Raw genomic sequence first — 20,909 nt, 5'->3', positions numbered from 1 at the left:
TCACGATGAAACGCCCCACCTCCTTTGATATTGCCGCTCTGGCCGGCGTCTCCCAAGCCACCGTGTCGCGGGCGCTTTCCGGCGCCTCATCGGTCAGCGAGGCGGTGCGCCAGCGCGTCTTCGATGCCGCCGCGCAGCTTAACTATACGGTCGATATCAACGCGCGGAAGCTGCGCTCGAAGAAGATCAACACCATCGCCGTTCTGGTTTCGGAAGACCTCGATCATTCCGATAACCGCATCAATCCCTTCTTCCTGCCGCTGATCGGCTCAATCCTCGACTATGCCAATGCCAAGGGTGTGGACGTGCTGATGTCATTGCAGAAGGCCGATGCCGACTGGGGGGCCGACTACGGTTTTTCCCGCCGCGCCGACGGCATCATCTTCCTGGGCTACCGCGATTTCGAATCCTATCTGCGCAAGGTGGCGGTGCTGGCCAAGGTGGGCGAACCCTGGGTGGTGTTCGGGCCGGTCATGCCGGAAACGCCTAACCTGTTCATAGGCTCGCAGAACGCGGAGGGCGCGCACGAAGCCGTGGCGCACCTGATCAAACTGGGCCGCAAGCGCATCGTTTTTCTCGGTGAAGCATCCGAGGCCCATTCGGAATTTTTCGAGCGCTACAAGGGCTATCAGCGCGCCCATGCCGAGGCCGGCCTGACGCCTGATCCCGGACTGGCCATCGACTGTTTTATCTCGCGCGAGGAAGGGGCAGCGGCCATAGACCGCCTGCTGGATGAGGGCGTGGCGTTCGATGCCGTTTTCGCCGTCACCGACCTGCTGGCCATCGGCGCGATCCAGTCGCTGCAAAAGCGCGGACTGAATGTGCCGAAAGACGTATCCGTCATGGGGTTCGATGACCTGTGGGCCTGCACCTGCATCAACCCGACGCTGTCGACTGTGCGCCAGGACACGACCACCGCCGCGCGGGTACTGGTCGATACCCTGGCGGCGCTGATCGATAATGAACCGGTCGAGATGACGCGCATCCCGACGCAACTGGTGATCCGCGAATCCTGCGGCGGCCAGAAAACGAGTTAGTCGAAAAGGGTCGCTAGGCCGATGATTTCCATATCCGGTGCCAGGGTCCGATAGACCGGTATTTCCGAAACATAGTTGCTCAGCCGGCCCTTGTCGCTATAGCGCCGGACAAAGGCGTCAAAATCGAACAGGTCGCCGATCATGTCGAGCAGGTCGCCGGCCAGATAGACCCCGCCGCGCGCCCCCAGGATCAGGGCCACATCCGAGGCCATGGCGGCGAACCAGCTCATGCTGAGATCGATCGCCTGTTTGCCGCGCGGATCGCCGGTCGAGGCGAGGGCGATGATTTCCTCGATGGAAGGCGCCCTGGCGTCGTCACCCTCGATCTTCGCCAATGCCGCCCAAAGGTCGACCACGCCGGGAATGGAGATCACCCTTTCGCGCGACACATGGCCGTATTTGTCGATCAGCACACGCAGCACGGCTTCCTCGATGTCCGAGGTCGGGGCTAGGTCGGAATGGCCGCCCTCGGTCGGCATGGCCGTCCAGCCGCCCATGCCGTCCGGCACCAGCGCCGACATGCCCAGGCCATTGTGCGGCCCGATCACCGCGATGACCTGTTCTTCCACGGGCTCGCCACCGCAGATTTTTTCACATTCATTGCCATGCAGGCGCGGAATGGCCAGGGCCTTGGCGACAAAATCATTGACCAGGTTGATGCGCGGGGTATCGAGAAAGCCGCGCATGTCGGCACGATCAATCGAAAAGCCGTGATTGGGAAGCTGGATAACCCCGCCGCGTTCCCAGCCCGCCGCCGAAATGGCCGCGCCGGCCAGTCGCGGCTTGTCCTGTGCTTCCAGAAAGTCGGAAATAGCTGTCTTATAGCTTTCAAGACTGTTACAGGCGTAATGAGTCGATTCCCGCGGGCGTTCGCCGCGCCGCGCCATGGCCAGCTTAAGATAGCTGCCATTACTGATATCGCTCAGCAACACGTAATCCGTCATAGTTTCCTTGCCCTATCTTCTTATTTTTATATCCGGCCTTTTTATTTTTGTGGGCCGGCTTAATTAAGTTTGGAAATTAACTTCCAAATCTTGATTTTTACTAAAGCATCTGTCCAAAACAATGCCAAATAGAGGTCTTTTTATGCCGCCAGCGGTAAAAATTTGCGGAATTCGGACAATGGATGCGGCAATCGCCGCAATAAATGACAGCGCTGACTTTTTGGGCTTCATCCATTTCGCCAAAAGTCCGCGCCATTTGACGCTCAACACCATGAAAGACCTGATATCGGCGATTCGTAGCGTTAACGCTACCATTCCGCTTGTCAGCGTTGTCGTCAATCCGGAAAACGATATGCTGGAAACGCTCAGGGATGAGGTAAAGCCCGACCTGATTCAACTTCACGGCAAGGAGACGCCGCAGCGCGTGGCCGAGATCGCTGCATTAACCAATATCCCCCTGATCAAGGCGATCAGTGTCAGCGAAAAAAGCGACCTCGATGCGGCGTCCCTCTATGAGCCGTATGTCGAATATATGATGTTTGACGCCAAGCCGCCGAAGACTGCGGTCCTGCCGGGTGGCCTGGGCCTGAGCTTCGACTGGACCCTCATGCGTCATCACGCCGCAGCCAAACCCTGGTTTTTGGCCGGTGGGCTGTCATCCGAAACCGTCGCTGCCGCCGTAAAAGAGTCGGGTGCGTCGATGCTGGATATCTCATCCGGCGTCGAATCCGCACCCGGCGTGAAGGACAGTGCGCTGATTTCGGGCTTCCTTCGCGCCGCAAAATCTCTATAAGGCACATCTCTGTGCGCTCAAACGCCGCGGGGCTTACCTCGCAAAAGCTCGGGCGCACGGTCGTGCTTGCCAAACGCAAACAGCGTTTGGAGTCATTTTTACAGAGGAATTCTCACGGTGAGCGATCCCGTTCTCAGAAACAGCTACAGCCAGCCGGACGCCAAGGGCCGGTTTGGCCAGTTCGGCGGGCTTTATGTCCCCGAAACCCTGATGCCGCTGGTCCTGGAACTGACGCAAGCCTGGCATGACGCCAAGAACGACGAAACATTCTGGGCCGAATATCACAGCCTGATGACCCATTTCGTCGGCCGGCCCAGCCCGCTCTATTTCGCCGAGCGCATGACCGAGTATTTCGGCGGAGCGAAAATCTATTTCAAGCGCGAAGAGCTGAACCACACCGGCGCGCACAAGATCAACAACTGCATCGGCCAGATCCTGCTGGCAAAGCGCATGGGCCGTACGCGCATCATCGCCGAAACCGGCGCCGGCCAGCATGGCGTTGCCTCGGCCACGGTCTGCGCGCGTTTCGACCTGCCCTGCACCGTCTATATGGGGGCCACGGATGTGGAGCGGCAGAAGCCCAACGTCTTCCGGATGCAGCTTCTCGGCACCACGGTTTCCCCGGTCACCAATGGACAGGGTACGCTGAAGGACGCCATGAACGAGGCCCTGCGCGACTGGGTGACGAACGTTCACGACACCTATTACATGATCGGCACCGCCGCCGGTATGCACCCTTATCCGGAGATGGTGCGCGAATTCCAGACCGTCATCGGTAAGGAAACCCGCACGCAAATCCTCGAACGCGAAGGCCGTCTGCCGGATGCCGTCATCGCCTGCGTCGGCGGTGGCTCTAACGCCATCGGCATGTTCCACCCCTTCATCGATTACGACACCGTCAAACTGGTGGGCGTGGAAGCGGCAGGCCACGGGCTCGATGTCTATAACGGCCATGCCTCGTCGCTGAATGGCGGCCGCCCCGGCGTGCTTCACGGCAACCGCACCTATCTGCTGCAGGACGACGACGGCCAGATTCTCGAAGGCCACTCGATCTCGGCCGGTCTCGACTATCCCGGCATCGGGCCTGAGCACGCCTATCTGTTCGATACCGGCCGCGCCAGATACGTCACCACCACCGATGAGGAAGCGCTCGCCGCCTTCGCCCTGACCTGCAAGCTGGAAGGCATCATCCCGGCGCTGGAATCGTCGCACGCCATTGCGCGCGTGGGCGAACTGGCGAAGGAAGTCGGCAAGGGCGGCATTGTGGTGCTTAATCTGTCGGGCCGCGGCGACAAGGATATCGCCACGGTCGCCAAGCATATGGGTGAAACCGGAGCGAGTCTGTTGTCATGAGTGTAGCCCGTATCGACAGGCGCTTCGCCGACCTGAAAGCGCAAAACAAGTCCGCCTTCATCGCCTACATCATGGCCGGTGACCCGGACCTCGAAACTACCTTCGAAATCCTGAAGGGCCTGCCGGCGGCGGGCGCCGATATCATCGAACTGGGCTTCCCGTTCTCCGACCCCATGGCCGAGGGGCCGACGATCCAGCGCGCCGCCGAGCGCAGCCTCGCTGCCGGCACCAAGCTGCGCGATGTCTTCATGCTGGTGAAGCGCTTCCGCGAACTCGACCAGGACACGCCGATCATCCTGATGGGCTATATGAACCCGGTCGAATTCCTCGGCTATGAACGTTTTGCCCAGACGGCCGCCGAAGCCGGCGCCGATGGTCTCATCGTTGTGGATTGCCCGCCGGAGGAGGCCGACGCGCTGACCGATGCGCTCGATGCCAATGATATCGCCCTGATCCGTTTGGCCACCCCGACCACGGACGCCAGCCGCCTGCGAACCATCGTCAAGCGCACGCGCGGCTTCATCTATTACGTCTCGGTGGCGGGCGTCACCGGCGTCAAGGCGGTCGATGCCGATGCCATCGCCGACCAGGTGGTCAGGGTGCGCGAAGCCGCCAATCTGCCGGTGGCCGTGGGCTTCGGCATCCGCACGCCGGAAAGCGCCGCCAGCGTGGCCCGTATCGCCGATGCCGCCGTTGTCGGTTCGGCCCTGGTGGACGAGATCGCGGCATTGGCGCAAACGAAAAATTTACCAGAAAATAACCCGAACCGCACGAATGTGCTGGAAAAGGCCGCTATTTTGGCTAACGCTGTTCATTCTGCGCGGCTGGCGGAACAGGTGTAACCGGAGTAAGATGACGTATGGCTATGGCTGACAAGTCCGACAAGGGCCCCAAACTGCCCCCCGCCGCAAAATCCGCCGAGCGCCGCGAACGGGGCGGCTGGCTGTCCAAGATCGCCCCCGGCATCTCTAATTTCGTCGGCAGCAAGCGCGAAACGCCGGAAAACCTGTGGGTGAAAGACCCCGATACCGGCGACATGATCTATCGCTCCGACCTGGAGGCCGCCCTATGGGTGACGCCGTCCGGCCGGCATATGCGCATCGGCCCCAAGGCCCGCATGAAGTTCACCTTCGATGACGGCCAGTTCGAGAGCCTGCCCACACCGGAAGTGGTCGAAGACCCGCTGCATTTCTCCGATGGCAAGCCCTACAAGGATCGCCTGAAGGCCGCCCGCAACGCCACCGGCGAACGCGATGTCATGGCCATCGGCTACGGCAAGGTGCAGGGCGTCGATTGTATCGTCCTTGTGCAGGATTTTGCATTCATGGGCGGTTCGCTCGGCATGGCCGCCGGTGAGGGCTTTATCGCTGCCGCCAAGGCCGCCGTGGAACGCAAGGTGCCGCTGGTCGCCTTCACGGCCGCCGGTGGGGCGCGGATGCAGGAAGGCGCGCTGTCGCTGATGCAGATGGCCCGCACCACGCTCGCCATCCAGGAACTGAAAAAGGCACAACTGCCCTATCTCGTGGTCCTGACCGACCCGACCACCGGCGGTGTCACCGCCTCCTACGCTATGCTGGGCGATATCCACCTGGCCGAGCCGGGCGCGCTGATCTGTTTCGCCGGTCCGCGCGTGATCGAGACCACCATCCGCGAAAAGCTGCCGGAAGGCTTCCAGCGCTCGGAATTCCTGGTGGAAAAGGGCATGGTCGATCGGGTGGTCTCACGTTCCGAACTGCCGGAAGTGCTGGGCGCCCTGATGTCGATGCTGATGAGCGGCAAGCGCAAGGCGGCCTAGCCAGGGTCGTAACGACCCTGGACCCATAAGTTATTCTTTGCGTGGCGACGGGGGGAACCATGAAGAAAGTGAACTGGCGCTTGCTTGGCAGGTCGGCTTTAGCCATGACTGCTGCCACTTACTTAACGGTAGCGGTATTGATTACCGCATTAATATTGCCTGCCTCGGGTTTTGCAGACTTCAATTTTTTACTTATTTTAATCGGCCTCACCGGCTCCGCAGTTTTATTCTTTCATTTATGCCTGACGTTACCAATCTTTTTGCTTGGGCGAAGGCGCTTCAGATTATTTTTCTCGTCCTTTATCGCCGCAATTTCTGGCGCTGCCGGTGTCTATATATCCAATTGGATTCTTGAGAACACCTTGATAGATGATCACGACGACAGCCTGACCAAGAGTCTTATTGTCATCGGCGTTGGCATAGCCATCGGCGTGTTCTCCGCATGTCTCGCCTGGCTGATCCGCCGGCCGGATAAGGACATGAAGCCATAAACCCCGGCGTCAACACACTAAGTAACCTTTTCCTTGTACCTCCCCAATTCATTGGGGAGGGGGACCGCCGAGCGCAGCGAAGGGGGTGGTGGGGGTTCTTGCTTTTCTCTATAACCGCCGAATGACCGACCGTTTATTGCCCTTCGACGCCCCACTTGAACGCCTGAAAGCCCTGCACCCGAAGCTGATTGACCTCAATCTCGACCGGATGCTGCGGGTCTGTGAAGCGCTGGGACGGCCACAGGACCGGCTGCCGCCGATCGTCCATGTGGCCGGCACCAACGGCAAGGGCTCGACGATCGCCCTGCTCCGCGCCATGGCTGAGGCACAAGGTCTGCGCGTCCACGTCTATACCTCCCCGCATCTGGTGCATTTCGCCGAACGTATCCGCCTGGCGGGCACCCTGATCGACGAGGACTATCTCGCCTACACCTTAAGCCGCGTCGAGGCCGCCAATGCCGGCCAGCCGCTGACCTTCTTCGAATCGACCACGGCCGCCGCCTTCCTGGCGTTTTCGGAAACACCCGCAGACCTGCTGCTGCTCGAAACCGGCCTCGGCGGCCGGCTCGACGCCACCAATATCATCGCCCATCCGAAGCTGACCATCATCACGCCGATCGATTATGACCATCAGGCGTTTCTCGGTGATGATCTGGCAACAATCGCTCGCCAGAAAGCGGGTATCTTCAAGCGCGGCACGCCGGCCCTGAGTGCCCGTCAGCCGGACGAGGCGGCGCAGGCACTGGAATGGCAGGCGCTGAAACACAGCATATCCCTCACCAGCATGGGGCAGGGCATCGACGCCTGGCGCGAGGGCGACCGACTGATCTTCCAGGACGAGGACGCGCTCTATGACCTGCCCCTGCCGGCGCTGGCCGGCGCGCACCAGATTGAAAATGCCGGACTGGCCATCAAGGCCTCGCTGATGCTGGGCCTTTCTACGGAGGCTATCGAAACCGGCCTGAAAACCGCACAATGGCCTGGCCGTTTGCAGGCGCTGAAGGCCGGACCACTCTATGAAGCCCTGACGGATCGCGCGTCCGAACTGTGGCTCGACGGCGGGCATAATCCCCATGCCGCGCGAGCCTTGCGTGATTTCATCGACCGTCAGCAGTCGCGCGATCCCAAGCCGCTGCATTTGATCTGTGGACTGATCAATACCAAGGATGCCGGCGAGTTCTTCGGCCATTTCGCCGGGCTGGAAGTGCAGATTTCCTGCGTTTCGTTCAGCAGCGACGCTGCCATTCCGCCCGACCAACTGGCGGCCGCCGCGCAAAGCAAGGGCCTGAAAGCCAGCGTGGTCGAAAGCCCATTGGAAGCCATCAAGGCATTGCCATCTGAGCCCATCCGCGTGTTGATCTGCGGTTCGCTCTATCTGGTCGGCGACTGTCTGGCGCTTTCGGAAGAGACATGGCCTCGCTGACCTGATTTCCCTCTACTGACGATAGCGGTAGCGTGTGGTTGCCCTGAATATCTGTGTAATCTGTGGAAAAAAATGGACAGTCACGCGCGCACCAATGCTGGTAAGAAGGGTATCCACAGATTACACAGATATCCGTGATCCTCTCACGCTACCGCTATCGCCGGAGTCCAGATCGAAAAAAACCCGCTGCGCGGACGCAACGGGCTTTTTTGATCTTAAGATGGGTTGCGCTTAGGCGATTTCGTTTTCGCCGAGCCATTCAACCAGCTTCGCCTTGGGCATGGCGCCGACCTTCATCGAGGTCATCTGGCCATTCTTGAACAGCATCATGGTCGGTATGCCGCGCACGCCAAAGCGCGACGGGGTCATCGGCGAATCCTCGATATTGAGCTTGGCGATCTTCACCTTGCCGCCCAGGCCATCGGCCAGCTCTTCGAGAATCGGCGCGATCTGCTTACAGGGGCCGCACCATTCGGCCCAGAAATCGACCAGGACCGGCGTGTCGGACTTCAGAACATCGGCCTCAAAGCTTTCGTCGGTAATTTTATGCGTCGCCATATTCGGCTCCTTTCAAACGATTGGCCAATATGTAAGAGCATTGGTGGCGGAAATCAACGCACGAGAATTTCATCAAGCCTGAGATTTACTAAAGCCTCGCTTAAGGGCGTCAACTTCGGCCCATCGGTCCACAACAGGGCGGCCTCCACCGTCTTTTGCGGATAGATTTGCCGCAGCAGGGCGACGTAACCGGCCATCTGGCGCTGATAGGCGATAGCGGCGTCCTCCGCCCGATTCGGTGCCGGACGGTTGGATTTGTAATCGATGATCACCACGCGCTCCGGCGTTACCACCAGCCGGTCGATGCGCCCGGAGAGCATGATGGCATCCCCGCGCGCGCTGCGGCCGATACTGCCGGCCAAGGCCACTTCCGGACGCGAATCCGGTCCGAAGGCTTCGGCGAAACGCGGATCGGTCAGCACGGTCATGACCGCCCCGGCCATTTCCCTGCGCTGGCTGGCATTGAGATCGGGCTGGCGGTCAAGATAACGCGCCGCCACGTCGCCGCGTTTTTCCGGGACGATATCGGGCAAAATTTCAAACAGCTTGTGGATCAGGTTGCCGCGGCGGTAGCGGCCCAGGCCGTTCTGCGATTCCAGCGGCGAGGGGGCGCGCTCTTTGTCTTCGCGGTCCTCGTCGCCCATCTGCGAAATCGCCGCCCAGCGCTCGCGGCCACGCTCGGCGTCGATATCCGCCTGAGCAAAGATTCGGGTGACGAAGTCCGGCAAAATGACCTCCGGCGGCGCGATTGCGGCTTCGGCCGCCAGGGTCGCGGAACGCTGGCCGTAAAGCCGGATCACGGCGGTCTGGGCCTGTTCCAGGTCATCGAACGGCGCTTTCAGCGGCATGGCCTCCACACTGTGCGCCAGCTTATCGAAGGCGTTGCACAACAGGTCATACCACGGATCGAAGGCAACACCTTTCGGTGTCTTTTTGCCGGCATAGCCGCACAGCGTCAGGCGGTCGCGGGCGCGCGTCAGGGCCACGTAAAGCAGGCGCAAGCCCTCCTGCTCGTCCTTCAGCGCCTTGCCGGCGCGAATGTCCGCGATACCCGCCGTATCGCCCTTGCGGCCATTGGCGCAGAGATAGAGGCTGCCATCATCGCCACGCAGCAACAGGTCATCCTTGCTGGCGCTGGTGTGCTGCGGGCCGATCGGCAGGATGACCCACGGCGCTTCCAGCCCTTTCGAGCCGTGAACCGTCATCACCCGCACACTGCGGCCGCCTTCTTCCTGTTCGCGCTTGATCTGGGCGGCTCGGAATTCGAACAGGTCCAGGCAGGCGGAGAGCCCGTTCAGGCCGATACCTTCGCCCTTCAGCGCCAGGGCCTGGGTTTCCTCCAGCACGTCTTCGCATTCGTCGCCCAGGCGGGTCAGGAAGCGCTGCTTGATAGAGCGGCCCTCGCCATCGCGGCGATTAAGCACCCGCGCCAGGAAATCGAACGCCGTCAGATCACGGGCCGTTGCCAGCGCCCAGTACAGGAAGGCTCGTGCCTCGGCAAAGCGGCCTTCCGTCTCCGGATGATCGCGCAGGCGGCCCCACAGCGCGCCCTCCCGGCCCTGCGCCAGGGCGTAGAGATCGTCTTCGCCCAGGTCGCACAGCGGCGAGCGCAGGACACAGGCCAGGGACAGGTTGTCATTTGGTTGCAAACAAAAGCGCATCAGGGCGCGCAGATCCTGGAAGGCGATATGGTCGCCCAGCTTAAGCCGGTCGGCACCGGAAACCGGCACACCGGCCATCTTCAGTTCACGGATGATATGCTCGAACAGGGCGTCGCGCTTGCGCACCAGAATCAGCACATCGCCGGCATGAAGTGGCCGCGGCTCACCGGCCTTGCTGAAAACCACACGGCCGTTCTCGATTTCGGAACGGATGGTCGCCGCCAGTTGCCTGGCCAGCCGTTTGGCGGCCGGATCGCGCGCGCCGGCATCGACCGGGGCAATATCGACATCATCCGCCGTCACCTCCGGCGCATCGATCGGCTGGGCCTGCGGCCACAGCTCGACCAGGCCCTTTTCCTTGAGGCGGAAGGCTTCGTGGGTGATGACGTGGTTATAATCGAGCGTCAGGGCGTGGGAAAGATCCTGCGCGTTATAGACGGCGTCGACGAAACCGAGGATTTCCGGCAGGGTGCGGTAGGACAGGATCAGTTCCGGCACGCGCGGGCTTTGCCCGGCCGCCACGGCCCGGCCGATGAAATACTGGCGCGCCTCGGAAAACTTGTCCGGCCGGGCGCCCTGGAAGCCGTAGATCGACTGCTTTTCATCGCCCACGGCAAAGACCGTGCGCAATTGCGCGTCGCTGACCTGTCCCCGCCCGCTGAAGAAATCCTCGGCCAGGGATTTGACGATCACCCACTGGTCTTCCGAGGTATCCTGCGCCTCGTCGACGAGGATATGTTCCAGCCCGCCATCGAGCTTGAACAGCACCCAGCTTGCCATATCGCCGCGCGACAGCAGGTCTTTCGCCTTGTTGATCAGGTCCTGGAAATCGAGCGCGCCTTCGTCGGTCTTGCGTTTCTGGTAGATATTGCTGAAGGCATGGAACAGCAGCAGGGCATCGAGCGTATTGCCGGCGATTTCCGCCGCCCGCGCCTGGTTCATCACCGCCGGCACGCCCTCGGCCAGGCGGTGCAACTCCTGCCGGTCCGCCTCGCTGGCCTTGCCGGAATAGGTATGGCTGCTGAATGTGCCCTTGTCGGTATAGAAGCACTTGTACCAGTCATGAATATCGAAGCGTCCGGCATTATGTGCCTCGATCACCGCCAGCAATTTGGCGCCGGTCTTCTGGTTGTAAGCCCCTTCCGTCGTCGCCATGGAGCGCGCCAGACCTTCTATGCCGGGCCAGTAGAGGCTGTTTTCGTAATCGGCAATGATCTCTTCGGGCGAGGTCAGTTCATCCAGCTCCAGGCTCTGGAAAATGCCGAGCATCCAGTTCTTTTGCCGGGCCATCAAAGCCTCGAAAGCGGCTTTAAGGTCATCATGCTGGTGGATGAACTGCGACAGCAGCCGCTCGAAACCGGAAACCTTCAGCTTACGGATCAAACGGTCGCGGGCTTCCGTGGTGGCGCGAAATTCTGCCGCCTCAAGGGTCAGCAATTCGGCGGACGCCCTGGCCGCCAGTTCGCCGCCGATCAGGTCATCCAGCACCTGAAAGGCCGGAGACAGCCCGGCTTCGAGCGGGAAGCGGCGCAGCAGCTTTTCACAAAAGCCGTGGATCGTCTGGATCTTCAGCCCGCCCGGCGTTTCCAGCGCCCTGGCGAAGAGGGCGCGGGCGCGGGCCAGGTCGTGTGGCGATTCATCGATGCGCTCCAGATCGGCCCGCAACTCGTCATCGCTGCGGATCGCCCACTGGCCTAACTGATCGAACAGGCGTTCCTGCATTTCGGCGGCGGCGGCCTTGGTATAGGTGACGCACAGAATGCGTTCCGGCTTGGCGCCATTGAGCAGCAGGCGCGTGACGCGATTGACCAGGGTGGAGGTCTTGCCCGATCCGGCATTGGCGGTCAGGAAGGCCGAGGCTTTCGGATCGGCGGCGATATTCTGGGCGCTCATTCCGAAACCTCCTCGTCTGACGTTTCCTCGTCGCCCAGCACGCTCCATTCGTAGAGCCGCGCCAGATGGTCGTAATCGCCACCGCGCACCTTCTGGAATTGCGGCGCGGTCCAGGAGAGATAGGGCTTGTCCGGATCGGCGTAATCGTCCAGCCGGCGGCGTATACCGTTCAGCGCCTTTTCGGCCAAGTCAGTGGCGATCTCGCCTTTGGGGACGGCATTACGCGTGGCGGTCTTGTCCGGCGTCACCTGGACATAGAGCAGTTCGCCGATTGATTTTTCCTGGTCAATGCCGGCAAAGCCGCCGTGGCGGATAATGGCGGCGGTCAGGGTCAATTGCGGATAGAATCCCGCCGCCACCGCCTTGGCCGAAGGCGGCTGACCAGTCTTGAAATCGAGAATATCGACACCATCGTCACGCACCTCGATGCGGTCGGCCTTGGCCGTCAGGATGAATTCCCCCAGAGCTGTGGCCAGTTTCAGTTCGCCCTGCTGCTCGATGACCAGGCGTGGCCGGGCGGCGCGGCGCTCGGTCTCGAATTTCACGAATTCGCGCGCCATGCCTTCCAGCAGGGGCCTTTGCAGGGCCATCTGCGCCGGTGACAGATGGGTTGCTGTCAGTTCCTCTTCCAGCATCTCTGTTAACCGGCGCACACCTTCGTCACCCAGTACGCCGGCCTCGGCGAAGCGCTCCAGGCTCTTGTGAATGGCGGTGCCGCGCTGACGGGCCTCGACCGGCTCATTGGGCCGGTCGAGCGGCCTGAGGCCCAGAATTCGCCGTGCATAGATGGCGTAGGGGTCGCGCACGAAGACCTCGACCTGCGTCACCGGCATCGACATTGGCCGGACAGACACGGGTGGTTTCGGCGCCGGTCGGACAGCCGGTTTCAGGCCGGCCGGCCTCGTTTTCAATCCGGCATCCATAGCTCGCGCCCAGTCGAGATAGCGCCCGTCAGTCGGGATTTTCAGGCCCGCACCGTCGCACAGGGTTTGCAGCCGCCACAGCCAGCGCGAGGCCACCTGCGGCTCGCCTTCGCGGCGGTGGCGGGTGATGAGAAAGACCTCAGGCGCGGCGGCCGCCTGGACGAAATCATGCGCGGAAAGACCGGTGCGGCGCTCCGGCGTCGGCAGGCCCAAGGTTTGGCGCATGGGCCGCGACAAAAACGGATCGAGCGCCGCCGCCTGCGGCCATACCCCTTCTTCCAGGCCGGCCAGGATCAGCCGGTCAGCCTTGACCAGTCGCGCCTCGATGGCGCCCAGGATCAGCAGGCGCGGGTGGGTGTTGCCGCCGGTGCGCACCTTGCCCTGATTAATGAGGTGGCGCAGGATATCGCAGACCTCGCGCGTGCCGGAGACCGGGAATCCGGCGCTTTCGCGGATCAGTTCGGCCAGCAGTTCCGAAGCCTGCAAACCCGGCGCGCCAGACCACAGCACCTGACCGTCTTCCATCGCCAGGCTTTCAGCCAGGGTGACGATACGAGCAACCGAGCGGCCGAGATCGGTGAAGGCAAAGTCCTGCGCCGGTTCGATCAGGGCGAGGTATTGTTCCCACAGATCGGTGGCCGCCTCATCGACACGGCCCTCATGGTTTGGTGTCACCAGCCTGTGGGTAATACTGTCGATACTGGCCGGCGCCGCACCTCGCAAGGCGCCCTTTTCCAGCCCGTAACGGCCGAAATGATCGGCGAACCGGCACCACGGGTGACCCAACAGGCTGAGCAGGCGCACCGGATCGTGCGGCGTTTCCAGCAGGGCCAGCACATCGAGCAGAAACCGCCCGACCGGCGTATTGGCCAGCGGCTCGCCCGCCGAGGAATCCGGTTGCAGCCCCCAGCGCGACAGCCGCGCGGCCACCCGGCGTGATAGGGAAATATCCGGCGTGATCAGGGCCACGACCTTGCCGGGCGTTTCCAGGGCCTCGCGCATCAGCAGCGCAATGACCGAAGCCGCCTCTTCATCGCGCGCTGTCTTGATTTCGCTCAGGCCCTTCAGGCCCTCGGTGAGGGTATCGCCTTCCTCGGCCTTGAGCACGGCGATCTGGGCCAGCCAGTCCTTCGTGGCCTCGGCGGGGCGCAGGGCTTCATTGAGCAGGCGCCGGCGGGCATCACCCTTGCGGTCGGCCTCCATCGAAGCGGGCCAGGTCTGCACCTGATCGCGCGCAATTCCGTGGCGATCCAGTGTGCGCTTCATCGTGCCTTGCGGATGTGAGTCCTCGATCTGCGCCCAGACGGCTTCATCGAGATGCAGGTCGAGCCCCGGCAGCACCACGGCGCCTTGTTCGGCATTGGCCACGATATGCATCAGGTCGGCCATTGAAGGGGCGGAACCAGTGGTTCCCGCCACGATCAGCGGGGTGCGCGGCGGATGATCCGTCCACTGATCAACCAGGCGCCGGATCAGGGTGACCTGCCGCTGCGACGGGTCCATCAGCCCCAGTTCGGCCAGACGCTTCGGCCAGGCGCGCACGGCCACATTGAGGAATTTCGCCGATATCTGCCAATGCTCGGCCCAGCTTTCCAGCACATACTGGTCGCCACCCAGGCCGGAAACGAGGCTTTCCAGCCGGTCGGTGGCGTCTATCTCTTCCAGGGCGAGCGAATCGAAAAACCCGGCCAGGCTATCGGCCAGCTCGAGCGCCAGTTTGGTCGAAACATCGCGGCCTTCCAGTCCGTCATATTCTGCCGTGATCAGGCGCGCCAGTTCGAAGCGGCGGCGCAGGGGCGAAAGCGCCGGCGGCAGATCGAGCGCCAGGGCTTCAAGATCGAACGGCGGTTCGCCTTCATCGAGATCGCCGATAGCCCGTATCTGCGGCAGGAGCAGGGCGCCATTGCGCGCCTGTTGCGAGAAGGATCGCGCCATGGCCCGTGCGCCGCGTCGCGTCGGGGTCAGTATCTGCGCGGTCGAAAGCCGGTCGCCCAGGGCCTCGCAGATGCCGCGCGCCAGATCGTCCAGAAAACAGCGCCCGGACGGGACGGTGAACCAGCGCGGCCCCGGCTGGGCGAAGATGTCGGCCCCACTCATGCCTTGAGCCGTGCCTCGGCGAAATCGCGCGCCGCCGGATCGCCGACATGCATCCATTCACCGGTGAAAACCGTGCCGTGCAGCCGGCCTTCAGGCGCCAGGCGCCGCCAGATGCGCGACAGCGAAAACGCGCCGTCCGGTTCGGCATAGACGATCTGTGGCTTGGTGATATGCACGCCCATATAGTTCCACGGGGCCGAGGCTGCGTCATTGCGGAAGGCCAGCCGGCCATCGTTCAGAAAGAAATCGCCCGGTCCGTCGAAGCCGTGACTGGTTTCCATAGCCGTCACCAGAAGCGCGGCATCCATTTCATCCGTATTCCACTGATCGCACAGGGCCTTGAGCGCCGTACCGTCCGGATCACTTTCTATCCAGACGCTATCGATATTGGCCACCCAGATGGGGGCTTCACCCAGCAGAGGGCGCGCCTTTTTCAGCCCGCCGCCGGTTTCCAGCAGGGCGTCGCGTTCATCGGAGATAATGATGTCGAGATCGGTCCGCGCCTTCAGATGCGCCTCCAGCCGGTCGGCGAAATAGTGGACATTGATCACGAACCGCTTAGCCCCCGCCGCAACCAGGCGATCGAGCATATGATCGATCAGGCTGCGGCCGCCGACCTCGACCAGTGCCTTGGGACGGTTATCGGTCAACGGGCGCATACGGGTGCCAAGGCCGGCGGCCAGAATAAATGCGGTTTCGGGTATCATGTCAGCCGGTCTCCAAATCCATTGCGCAAAAACCAGCTTCGCAGGTCTTCCATGCCCTTGGTGGCGAGATTGCGTTTCAGATGGCCCCACGTGCGCGGGATAAAGGCTTCATATTTCGGCTTGTTATCGCGCGTCACCAGGCGGGAAAAAACGCCGAGAATGCGCGCGGCATTCAGCGTCGCCAAGGCGGTGTAGTCGCGCATGAAATCCGCCCGATCGACCTGCGGACGCAGGGCGAAATAATGATCGAGGCACTGGGCTTCCAGCGCCGGAGAGACATCGCGCCGGGCATCCTGCAACAATGACAACAGGTCCCAGGCGGGATGGGCGCGCAGGGCATCCTGGAAATCGATCAGACCGACACGGGCCACGCCCTCGCGTTCCGGCAGCCAGATCAGGTTTTCGGCATGGAAGTCACGATGGATAAACACGCTGGCCCCGGCCTCGGCCCGCTGGCGGCGCGGCGCCCAGAGGAATTCCCACTCGGTCAGGGCCTGCGCGGTCAACGCGATCGAACGATCATATTGCGGATACCATTCGGTAAAGACATCCGCGCCGGTTTTCAGCGCCAGATCGTCATAGACCAGCAGCGGCCAGCCACCCGCCAGAATATCGGGCGGGGCGGTCTCATGCAGCTTGGCCTGAACCTCGATGGCCGCGAGATAGAGCGGCGCCGCAGCCTCGCCCTTTTCGATCAGCGAGACAAACAGGCTGTCGCCCAGATCCTCGCTGATCAGCAGGCCATTGGCGGTATCGGCCGCAATGATTTCAGGCGCGGAAAGCCCTTGCGCCCGCAGATACTGCGCCACGGCTACAAAGGCTTCCAGACGCCCGCCCGACAGCCGGGCGAGAGCGAAATATCCCTTGGCGTACCGCTCATCCGGCGTATCTGCGGGCGCGCAAGGTAAGGCATCGTTCGGCGGCTGGTCCATCAGCATGAAGCGGCGGCCATCCGGGCAGGCCAGGCGTTCATAGCGACGCGTCGAGGCATCGCCCGGCAAGGCATGGCGCTCGGCATCAGCAAAGCCGTGGCTCGTCAGGAAGTTCTGTTTCAAGGCTTCGCGGTTGCTCATCGGAAACGCCCCCGCGGAGTCATGACAACCTGCCGGCCACCTGCCTCGCCCTCAGTCAGGTTAATATCGAAACGGTCATCAAAGCCCAAATGCCCCAGGCGCTGCGGCCATTCGATCAGCAGGACACTGTGCGGCACGGCGTCGTCGAGTGCCAGTTCGTAGGACTCTTCCGGCGATTTCAGACGGTAGAGATCGAGATGGGCGATTTCGAAACCGGGACCGTCATAGGTCTGCATCAGGGTAAAGGTGGGGGAGGGCACGTCCTGATCGGGATTTGTCAGGGCACGGACGATCGCGCGCGCCAGGGACGACTTGCCCATGCCGAGTTCGCCTTGCAGGTAGATGACATCACCGGCTTTCAGCAGCGGCGCGATGCGCGTCCCCAGTGCGGTCGTGGCGGCTTCATCGGGCAGGTACAGGGTATGCGGTCGGGAAAGGTCAATGGCTTCAGGCATGAAAAACCTTATCCGGCGTTTCCGGCAGTTGCAACTCGACATAGGCTTTCAGGCGCTCGGTTTCCAGTCCTTCCGCCTGCGGATCGATCAGCGGCCCGACAGTCAGGTCGAAGCGCTTGCCGGCCTTGTTCAGCAATTCGTGGAAGAGTGTGATGTCGCGCAGTTCCTGAGAAAAGCGGTTGAACAGGTGAAACCACACGCTGTCCGGTCCGGCCACATGCACCGGCACGATCGGCGCCGCATATTTCTGCGCCAACGAAACCGCCGTCGGCGCCCAGGGCGGATCGATCAACTGGCCCTTCGCGTTGCGCCGCGCCAGCCGTCCGGCCGGGAACATCACCACGCAGCGTTCACGTTCGAACGCGTCCTTCGCCCCTTGCAGGGTCAGGCGTGTCTTCTCGCGGGTGCGCTTGGCCTCGACCCATTCCACCGGGATCAGGGCCTCGGCAAAGCGCGGATTGACGCGCAGGGCGTCGGCATTGGCGAAGAAGATGGCATCCGGTCGCCGCCTCAGGATGGCGTCATAGACGGCGATGCCGTCGGCGATTCCGGTTGGGTGATTGCAGACCATGAGGCAGCGGCCGCTTGCAGGCAGCCGATCGAGATGAGGGGCTGCCACCTCAAGCGACAGCAGGTCGGAGACGTAATCGAGCGCCTCAGGCCCCGCCATGCCGGCAATGGCGTCGGCCATGCGCACGGCCTTGTTGCGCCCCAGAACCGTGTAGAGCACCGGCCTGACCACCGGCCAGGCCGGTGACCGCACCAGTTTCGGCGCGCGCTCATGGATCAGTTCATCGACAATATGCAGGGTCATGTGTGCTTTCCGTAACCCGCTTCGGTTCATTCCCGCAAGGCCGCGGTCGGTGCGCGTATAGCGCTTGGCAAACCGGGCGGGTCTCTGTATGACTCCCGCCATGCCCGACGCCTCGTCCCATTCGCTTCGTCAGGAAGCCGTATCTGCCGCGCCGGCCAGCGAAGACCGCCGGCGTCCAAAGGCCATTGTCCCCTATGCCGGCCTGTGGATCGCCACTGTTTTGTGTGTGGTTTTTGCACTCATCGCCATGTTCCTGCAGCGCTGACCCCTGTAAACCGCGCCCGCGGCGCGATTTTTAGCCCTTTTGCATGGATTTCTTATATTAACCATGATGGGTTTTCGGGACGTGCGTTAAGGATTATAGTCCATTCCGATCAAACGTCCTGGGGAGGCTTGCGGGGGTGATGATGAGCCGAAAAGTCCTGTTGTGGGCCATGGCCCTGGTGGTCATATTGCCGACTTTGTTCGGGCTGGGCTACTGGTTCTACTGGGACCAGTTCCAGCGCTATGCCCCCGTGACCATCACGGCGCCTGCCGATGTCGCTGCCATCCAGAGCCTGCTCGATCGCGCCGACTATGTCTCACCCGATTTTCAGAAGGCCGTCCTGACCACGGGACCGGCCTCCGGCGTCACCACCGCCGTCACCCAGCCGGTTTCAAAACGCTGGGTCTATCTCGTCACCTTCCGCAACTGCCAGCCGTGTCGCGCCTATGAGGAGATCGAGTTTCCGCGTCTTCAGGCCGGTGGTATAGAAACAAGGGTGGTCCCTTTCGCCCTGGCCGATAATGGCGCCACGAAACAATCGACGCCGGAAGAACGCTCCACCATCGCCGAACTGTGGCTGAACCGGAGCTGGCCGCTTTACCAGCAATGGCGCAATACGCCGGTCGAAAGCTGGAAGGCGGAAAATATTGACGTAGCCGATGACGACATGGCGCGGTCGGGCGTGGTGTGGGCGTCGCGTGAATTCATCACCGAACTGGCGCCGCTTTTGCGCAACAGCAAGGTCAATATCGCCTATCCGCTGATCATCTGGCGCAACAAGAACAATGAGCTGCGCGTCTGTAGCTGCACCAGCAACAAGGCGTATCATTTTATCCGCGAAGACCTGGGTCTGCCGGGCGATCTGGAAACCGATGTGCGTGACCTGCTCCACTTCCCCAAGCAGATCCTGCCTTCGGGCAGCGAAAGCTCGGCCTCATCCTCCAGCCTGGCGCCCGCGCCGGGATTGAATGCGGGTGGTAATTACGGACCGGATTCGGCACCGTCGAGTTTTTAGAACCACGAATGCACACGAATAGACATCAGATCGGCGCTCTAATTCTTTGCTTTGACGCACTTTTTAAACCGAAAAGTGCGTCACAATTTTCGGAAAGTGCTCTAAGTTTAAAACGTGCCGAACTGCAGTGATGGTTCTACCGTTTCCATTTCGTGTCTATTCGTGTGCATTCGTGGTTCTTCATTCACGACGGATATTCGAGCCAATAAAAAGCCCGCCCTGTTGCCAGGGCGGGCTTTCATTTTTCAGCTTAGCTAAACTTACGCTTCGGTACCGGCGTCGGCATTGCCCGACGATTCAGCGGCGGCCATAGCGGCGCGCAGTTCGGCGCCCTTGGAACCGCGCGTCGAGTTCATCGAACGCTCGACGATACGGGCCGACTTACCGCGGCGATCGCGCAGATAGTAGAGCTTGGCGCGACGGACGACACCGCGGCGCTTGACTTCGATGCCTTCGATCAGCGGCGACAGCAGCGGGAACTTGCGCTCGACGCCTTCGCCGAACGAGATCTTGCGGACCGTGAAGGTTTCGTTGATGCCGGCGCCGGCGCGGGCGATGCAGACGCCTTCGAAGGCCTGGACGCGCTCGCGCTCGCCTTCCTTGATCTTGACGCTGACGCGCAGGGTGTCGCCGGGCTGGAATTCGGGGAAGGTCTTGGAAGCGCGCATCTTTGCGACTTCTTCGGCCTCGATCTGTTGCAACAGGTTCATATGAACCCTCCATAATTATGGATGCTTAGCATCCGTTGAGGCTTATTTGCCCTTTAGCTGTGATTTGGAAAGATAAGCGGCCCAAAGATCAGGACGCCGTTCCTTCGTGGTTGCCTCTCGTTGTTCCTGTCGCCATTTGGCAGCCTTTTTATGGTCGCCATTCAACAACACTTCGGGAATGTCGAGGCCCTCGAACGTCCGCGGTCTTGTGAACTGCGGCTGCTCCAGGAGTCCATCCTCAAAGCTCTCATTATCAAGGCTTGCCTGTGCGCCGAGAACCCCCGGAATAAGCCGCACCACCGCCTCGATCGTCACCATCGCCGCCGCTTCCCCGCCCGCAAGGACAGCATCGCCGACGCTGATTTCCTCGAACCCGCGAGAGTCAAGCACCCGCTGGTCCACCCCTTCGAACCGGCCGCACAGGACAATCAGCCCTGGGCGGGTGGCCCATTCCTTGACCTTCGCCTGCGTCAGGGGCCTGCCGCGAGCGCTCATATAGACGAGAGGGCGATCATTAAGCTCCATCGAATCAAGAGCTTGCGCGATCACGTCCGCCTTGAGAACCTGTCCGGGGCCACCGCCCGCGGGGGTATCGTCAAGAAAGCCGCGCTTATCGCTTGAAAAATTGCGAATGTCCAGTGTTTCCAAGGCCCAGCGCTGAGATTCTTTCCACGCCGTGCCGATCAATGACACGCCAAGCGGCCCCGGAAAGGCTTCGGGGAACATGGTCAGGACGGTGACCTGGTAGGGATGCGGTGTATTGGACATATGGCAGCTTGCAAAAGGCCCCCCACCGTCAGCCCTCCGGGCTGCCACCTCCCCCACAGGCGGGGGAGTATAAGAAGGGAGCGAACCTCTCTTATACCTCCCCATTTATGGGGAGGGGGACCGCGCCGAAGGCG

Annotated in this window: 19 protein-coding genes; 9 read left to right on the top strand and 10 right to left on the bottom strand. The window is 61.7% G+C overall.

Annotated elements, in window-relative coordinates; genetic code table 11:
* Positions 1-5: 5 nt before the first annotated feature.
* Positions 6-1,037, top strand: coding sequence for a LacI family DNA-binding transcriptional regulator (locus BLO49_RS08270; RefSeq protein ID WP_090646910.1), 1,032 nt, complete (start codon positions 6-8; stop codon positions 1,035-1,037).
* On the opposite strand, the gene BLO49_RS08265 is transcribed toward BLO49_RS08270, so the two are convergent.
* On the bottom strand, positions 1,034-1,981 hold the full coding sequence (locus tag BLO49_RS08265; RefSeq protein WP_090646907.1) for a glucokinase: 948 nt from the start codon (positions 1,979-1,981) through the stop codon (positions 1,034-1,036). The genes BLO49_RS08270 and BLO49_RS08265 overlap by 4 nt on opposite strands.
* A 142-nt stretch (positions 1,982-2,123) precedes the next feature.
* Between BLO49_RS08265 and BLO49_RS08260 the strand changes: the two genes are divergently transcribed.
* The 6 genes from BLO49_RS08260 to BLO49_RS08235 all read left to right on the top strand — a co-directional run bounded on the left by BLO49_RS08260 (position 2,124) and on the right by BLO49_RS08235 (position 7,836).
* Positions 2,124-2,774, top strand: coding sequence for a phosphoribosylanthranilate isomerase (locus BLO49_RS08260; protein ID WP_090646904.1), 651 nt, complete (start codon positions 2,124-2,126; stop codon positions 2,772-2,774).
* A 117-nt stretch (positions 2,775-2,891) separates the two neighbouring features.
* The gene (gene trpB / locus BLO49_RS08255; RefSeq protein ID WP_090646902.1) at positions 2,892-4,127 is read left to right on the top strand and encodes a tryptophan synthase subunit beta; all 1,236 of its coding nucleotides are present in this window, start codon (positions 2,892-2,894) and stop codon (positions 4,125-4,127) included.
* A complete protein-coding gene (gene trpA, locus BLO49_RS08250; protein WP_090646899.1) occupies positions 4,124-4,969 on the top strand; it encodes a tryptophan synthase subunit alpha in 846 nt (281 codons plus the stop codon). The genes trpB and trpA overlap by 4 nt, the downstream gene beginning before the upstream one ends.
* 17 nt (positions 4,970-4,986) lie before the next feature.
* Positions 4,987-5,922, top strand: coding sequence for an acetyl-CoA carboxylase carboxyltransferase subunit beta (locus BLO49_RS08245; protein WP_090646897.1), 936 nt, complete (start codon positions 4,987-4,989; stop codon positions 5,920-5,922).
* Between the two features lie 59 nt (positions 5,923-5,981).
* Entirely contained in the window at positions 5,982-6,413 is a 432-nt protein-coding gene (locus BLO49_RS08240) for a hypothetical protein (protein ID WP_090646895.1), read from the top strand.
* 121 nt (positions 6,414-6,534) lie between these two features.
* Positions 6,535-7,836 carry a bifunctional folylpolyglutamate synthase/dihydrofolate synthase gene (locus BLO49_RS08235; protein ID WP_090646892.1) on the top strand — a complete coding sequence of 434 codons (1,302 nt, stop codon included), beginning with the start codon at positions 6,535-6,537 and terminating at the stop codon, positions 7,834-7,836.
* 231 nt (positions 7,837-8,067) lie between these two features.
* Here the strand turns inward: BLO49_RS08235 and trxA are convergent, their stop codons facing one another.
* From trxA to BLO49_RS08200, 7 genes are read right to left on the bottom strand one after another with little or no spacing between them, the layout of a single operon-like run.
* On the bottom strand, positions 8,068-8,394 hold the full coding sequence (gene trxA / locus BLO49_RS08230; RefSeq protein WP_090646889.1) for a thioredoxin: 327 nt from the start codon (positions 8,392-8,394) through the stop codon (positions 8,068-8,070).
* 53 nt (positions 8,395-8,447) lie between these two features.
* Positions 8,448-11,948, bottom strand: a complete 3,501-nt coding sequence (addA, locus tag BLO49_RS08225) for a double-strand break repair helicase AddA (protein WP_090646886.1) — start codon at positions 11,946-11,948, stop codon at positions 8,448-8,450.
* Positions 11,945-14,968 (bottom strand): double-strand break repair protein AddB, encoded by a 3,024-nt coding sequence (gene addB, locus BLO49_RS08220; protein WP_090646884.1) that lies wholly within the window; start codon positions 14,966-14,968, stop codon positions 11,945-11,947. Before addB ends, addA begins: the two co-directional genes overlap by 4 nt.
* The gene (locus BLO49_RS08215; RefSeq protein ID WP_090646881.1) at positions 14,965-15,675 is read right to left on the bottom strand and encodes a nucleotidyltransferase family protein; all 711 of its coding nucleotides are present in this window, start codon (positions 15,673-15,675) and stop codon (positions 14,965-14,967) included. The genes addB and BLO49_RS08215 overlap by 4 nt, the downstream gene beginning before the upstream one ends.
* Positions 15,672-16,748 carry an N-acetylmuramate/N-acetylglucosamine kinase AmgK gene (gene amgK, locus BLO49_RS08210; protein ID WP_090646879.1) on the bottom strand — a complete coding sequence of 359 codons (1,077 nt, stop codon included), beginning with the start codon at positions 16,746-16,748 and terminating at the stop codon, positions 15,672-15,674. Before amgK ends, BLO49_RS08215 begins: the two co-directional genes overlap by 4 nt.
* A complete protein-coding gene (gene tsaE / locus BLO49_RS08205) occupies positions 16,745-17,203 on the bottom strand; it encodes a tRNA (adenosine(37)-N6)-threonylcarbamoyltransferase complex ATPase subunit type 1 TsaE (protein WP_090646876.1) in 459 nt (152 codons plus the stop codon). Before tsaE ends, amgK begins: the two co-directional genes overlap by 4 nt.
* A complete protein-coding gene (locus BLO49_RS08200) occupies positions 17,196-18,017 on the bottom strand; it encodes a GNAT family N-acetyltransferase (RefSeq protein ID WP_090646873.1) in 822 nt (273 codons plus the stop codon). The genes tsaE and BLO49_RS08200 overlap by 8 nt, the downstream gene beginning before the upstream one ends.
* A 100-nt stretch (positions 18,018-18,117) precedes the next feature.
* Between BLO49_RS08200 and BLO49_RS18400 the strand changes: the two genes are divergently transcribed.
* Together BLO49_RS18400 and BLO49_RS08195 are read left to right on the top strand one after the other, a co-directional pair.
* Positions 18,118-18,282, top strand: a complete 165-nt coding sequence (locus BLO49_RS18400; RefSeq protein ID WP_170828264.1) for a hypothetical protein — start codon at positions 18,118-18,120, stop codon at positions 18,280-18,282.
* A 142-nt stretch (positions 18,283-18,424) separates the two neighbouring features.
* Positions 18,425-19,297: a hypothetical protein gene (locus tag BLO49_RS08195; RefSeq protein WP_090646870.1), complete on the top strand. Its 873-nt coding sequence runs from the start codon at positions 18,425-18,427 to the stop codon at positions 19,295-19,297.
* A gap of 260 nt (positions 19,298-19,557) precedes the next feature.
* Here the strand turns inward: BLO49_RS08195 and rplS are convergent, their stop codons facing one another.
* Both rplS and trmD read right to left on the bottom strand, forming a co-directional pair.
* Positions 19,558-20,007, bottom strand: a complete 450-nt coding sequence (gene rplS, locus BLO49_RS08190) for a 50S ribosomal protein L19 (RefSeq protein WP_090646868.1) — start codon at positions 20,005-20,007, stop codon at positions 19,558-19,560.
* Positions 20,008-20,049: 42 nt separating this feature from the next.
* Positions 20,050-20,775: a tRNA (guanosine(37)-N1)-methyltransferase TrmD gene (gene trmD / locus BLO49_RS08185; protein ID WP_090646865.1), complete on the bottom strand. Its 726-nt coding sequence runs from the start codon at positions 20,773-20,775 to the stop codon at positions 20,050-20,052.
* Positions 20,776-20,909 lie beyond the last annotated feature (134 nt).

It is taken from the genome of Asticcacaulis taihuensis (assembly GCF_900100255.1).
In the GTDB taxonomy this organism is placed as follows: Bacteria; Pseudomonadota; Alphaproteobacteria; order Caulobacterales; family Caulobacteraceae; genus Asticcacaulis; species Asticcacaulis taihuensis.
Note: the sequence above shows the minus strand (reverse complement) of the source record. Positions and strands in the feature narration are given on the sequence as shown.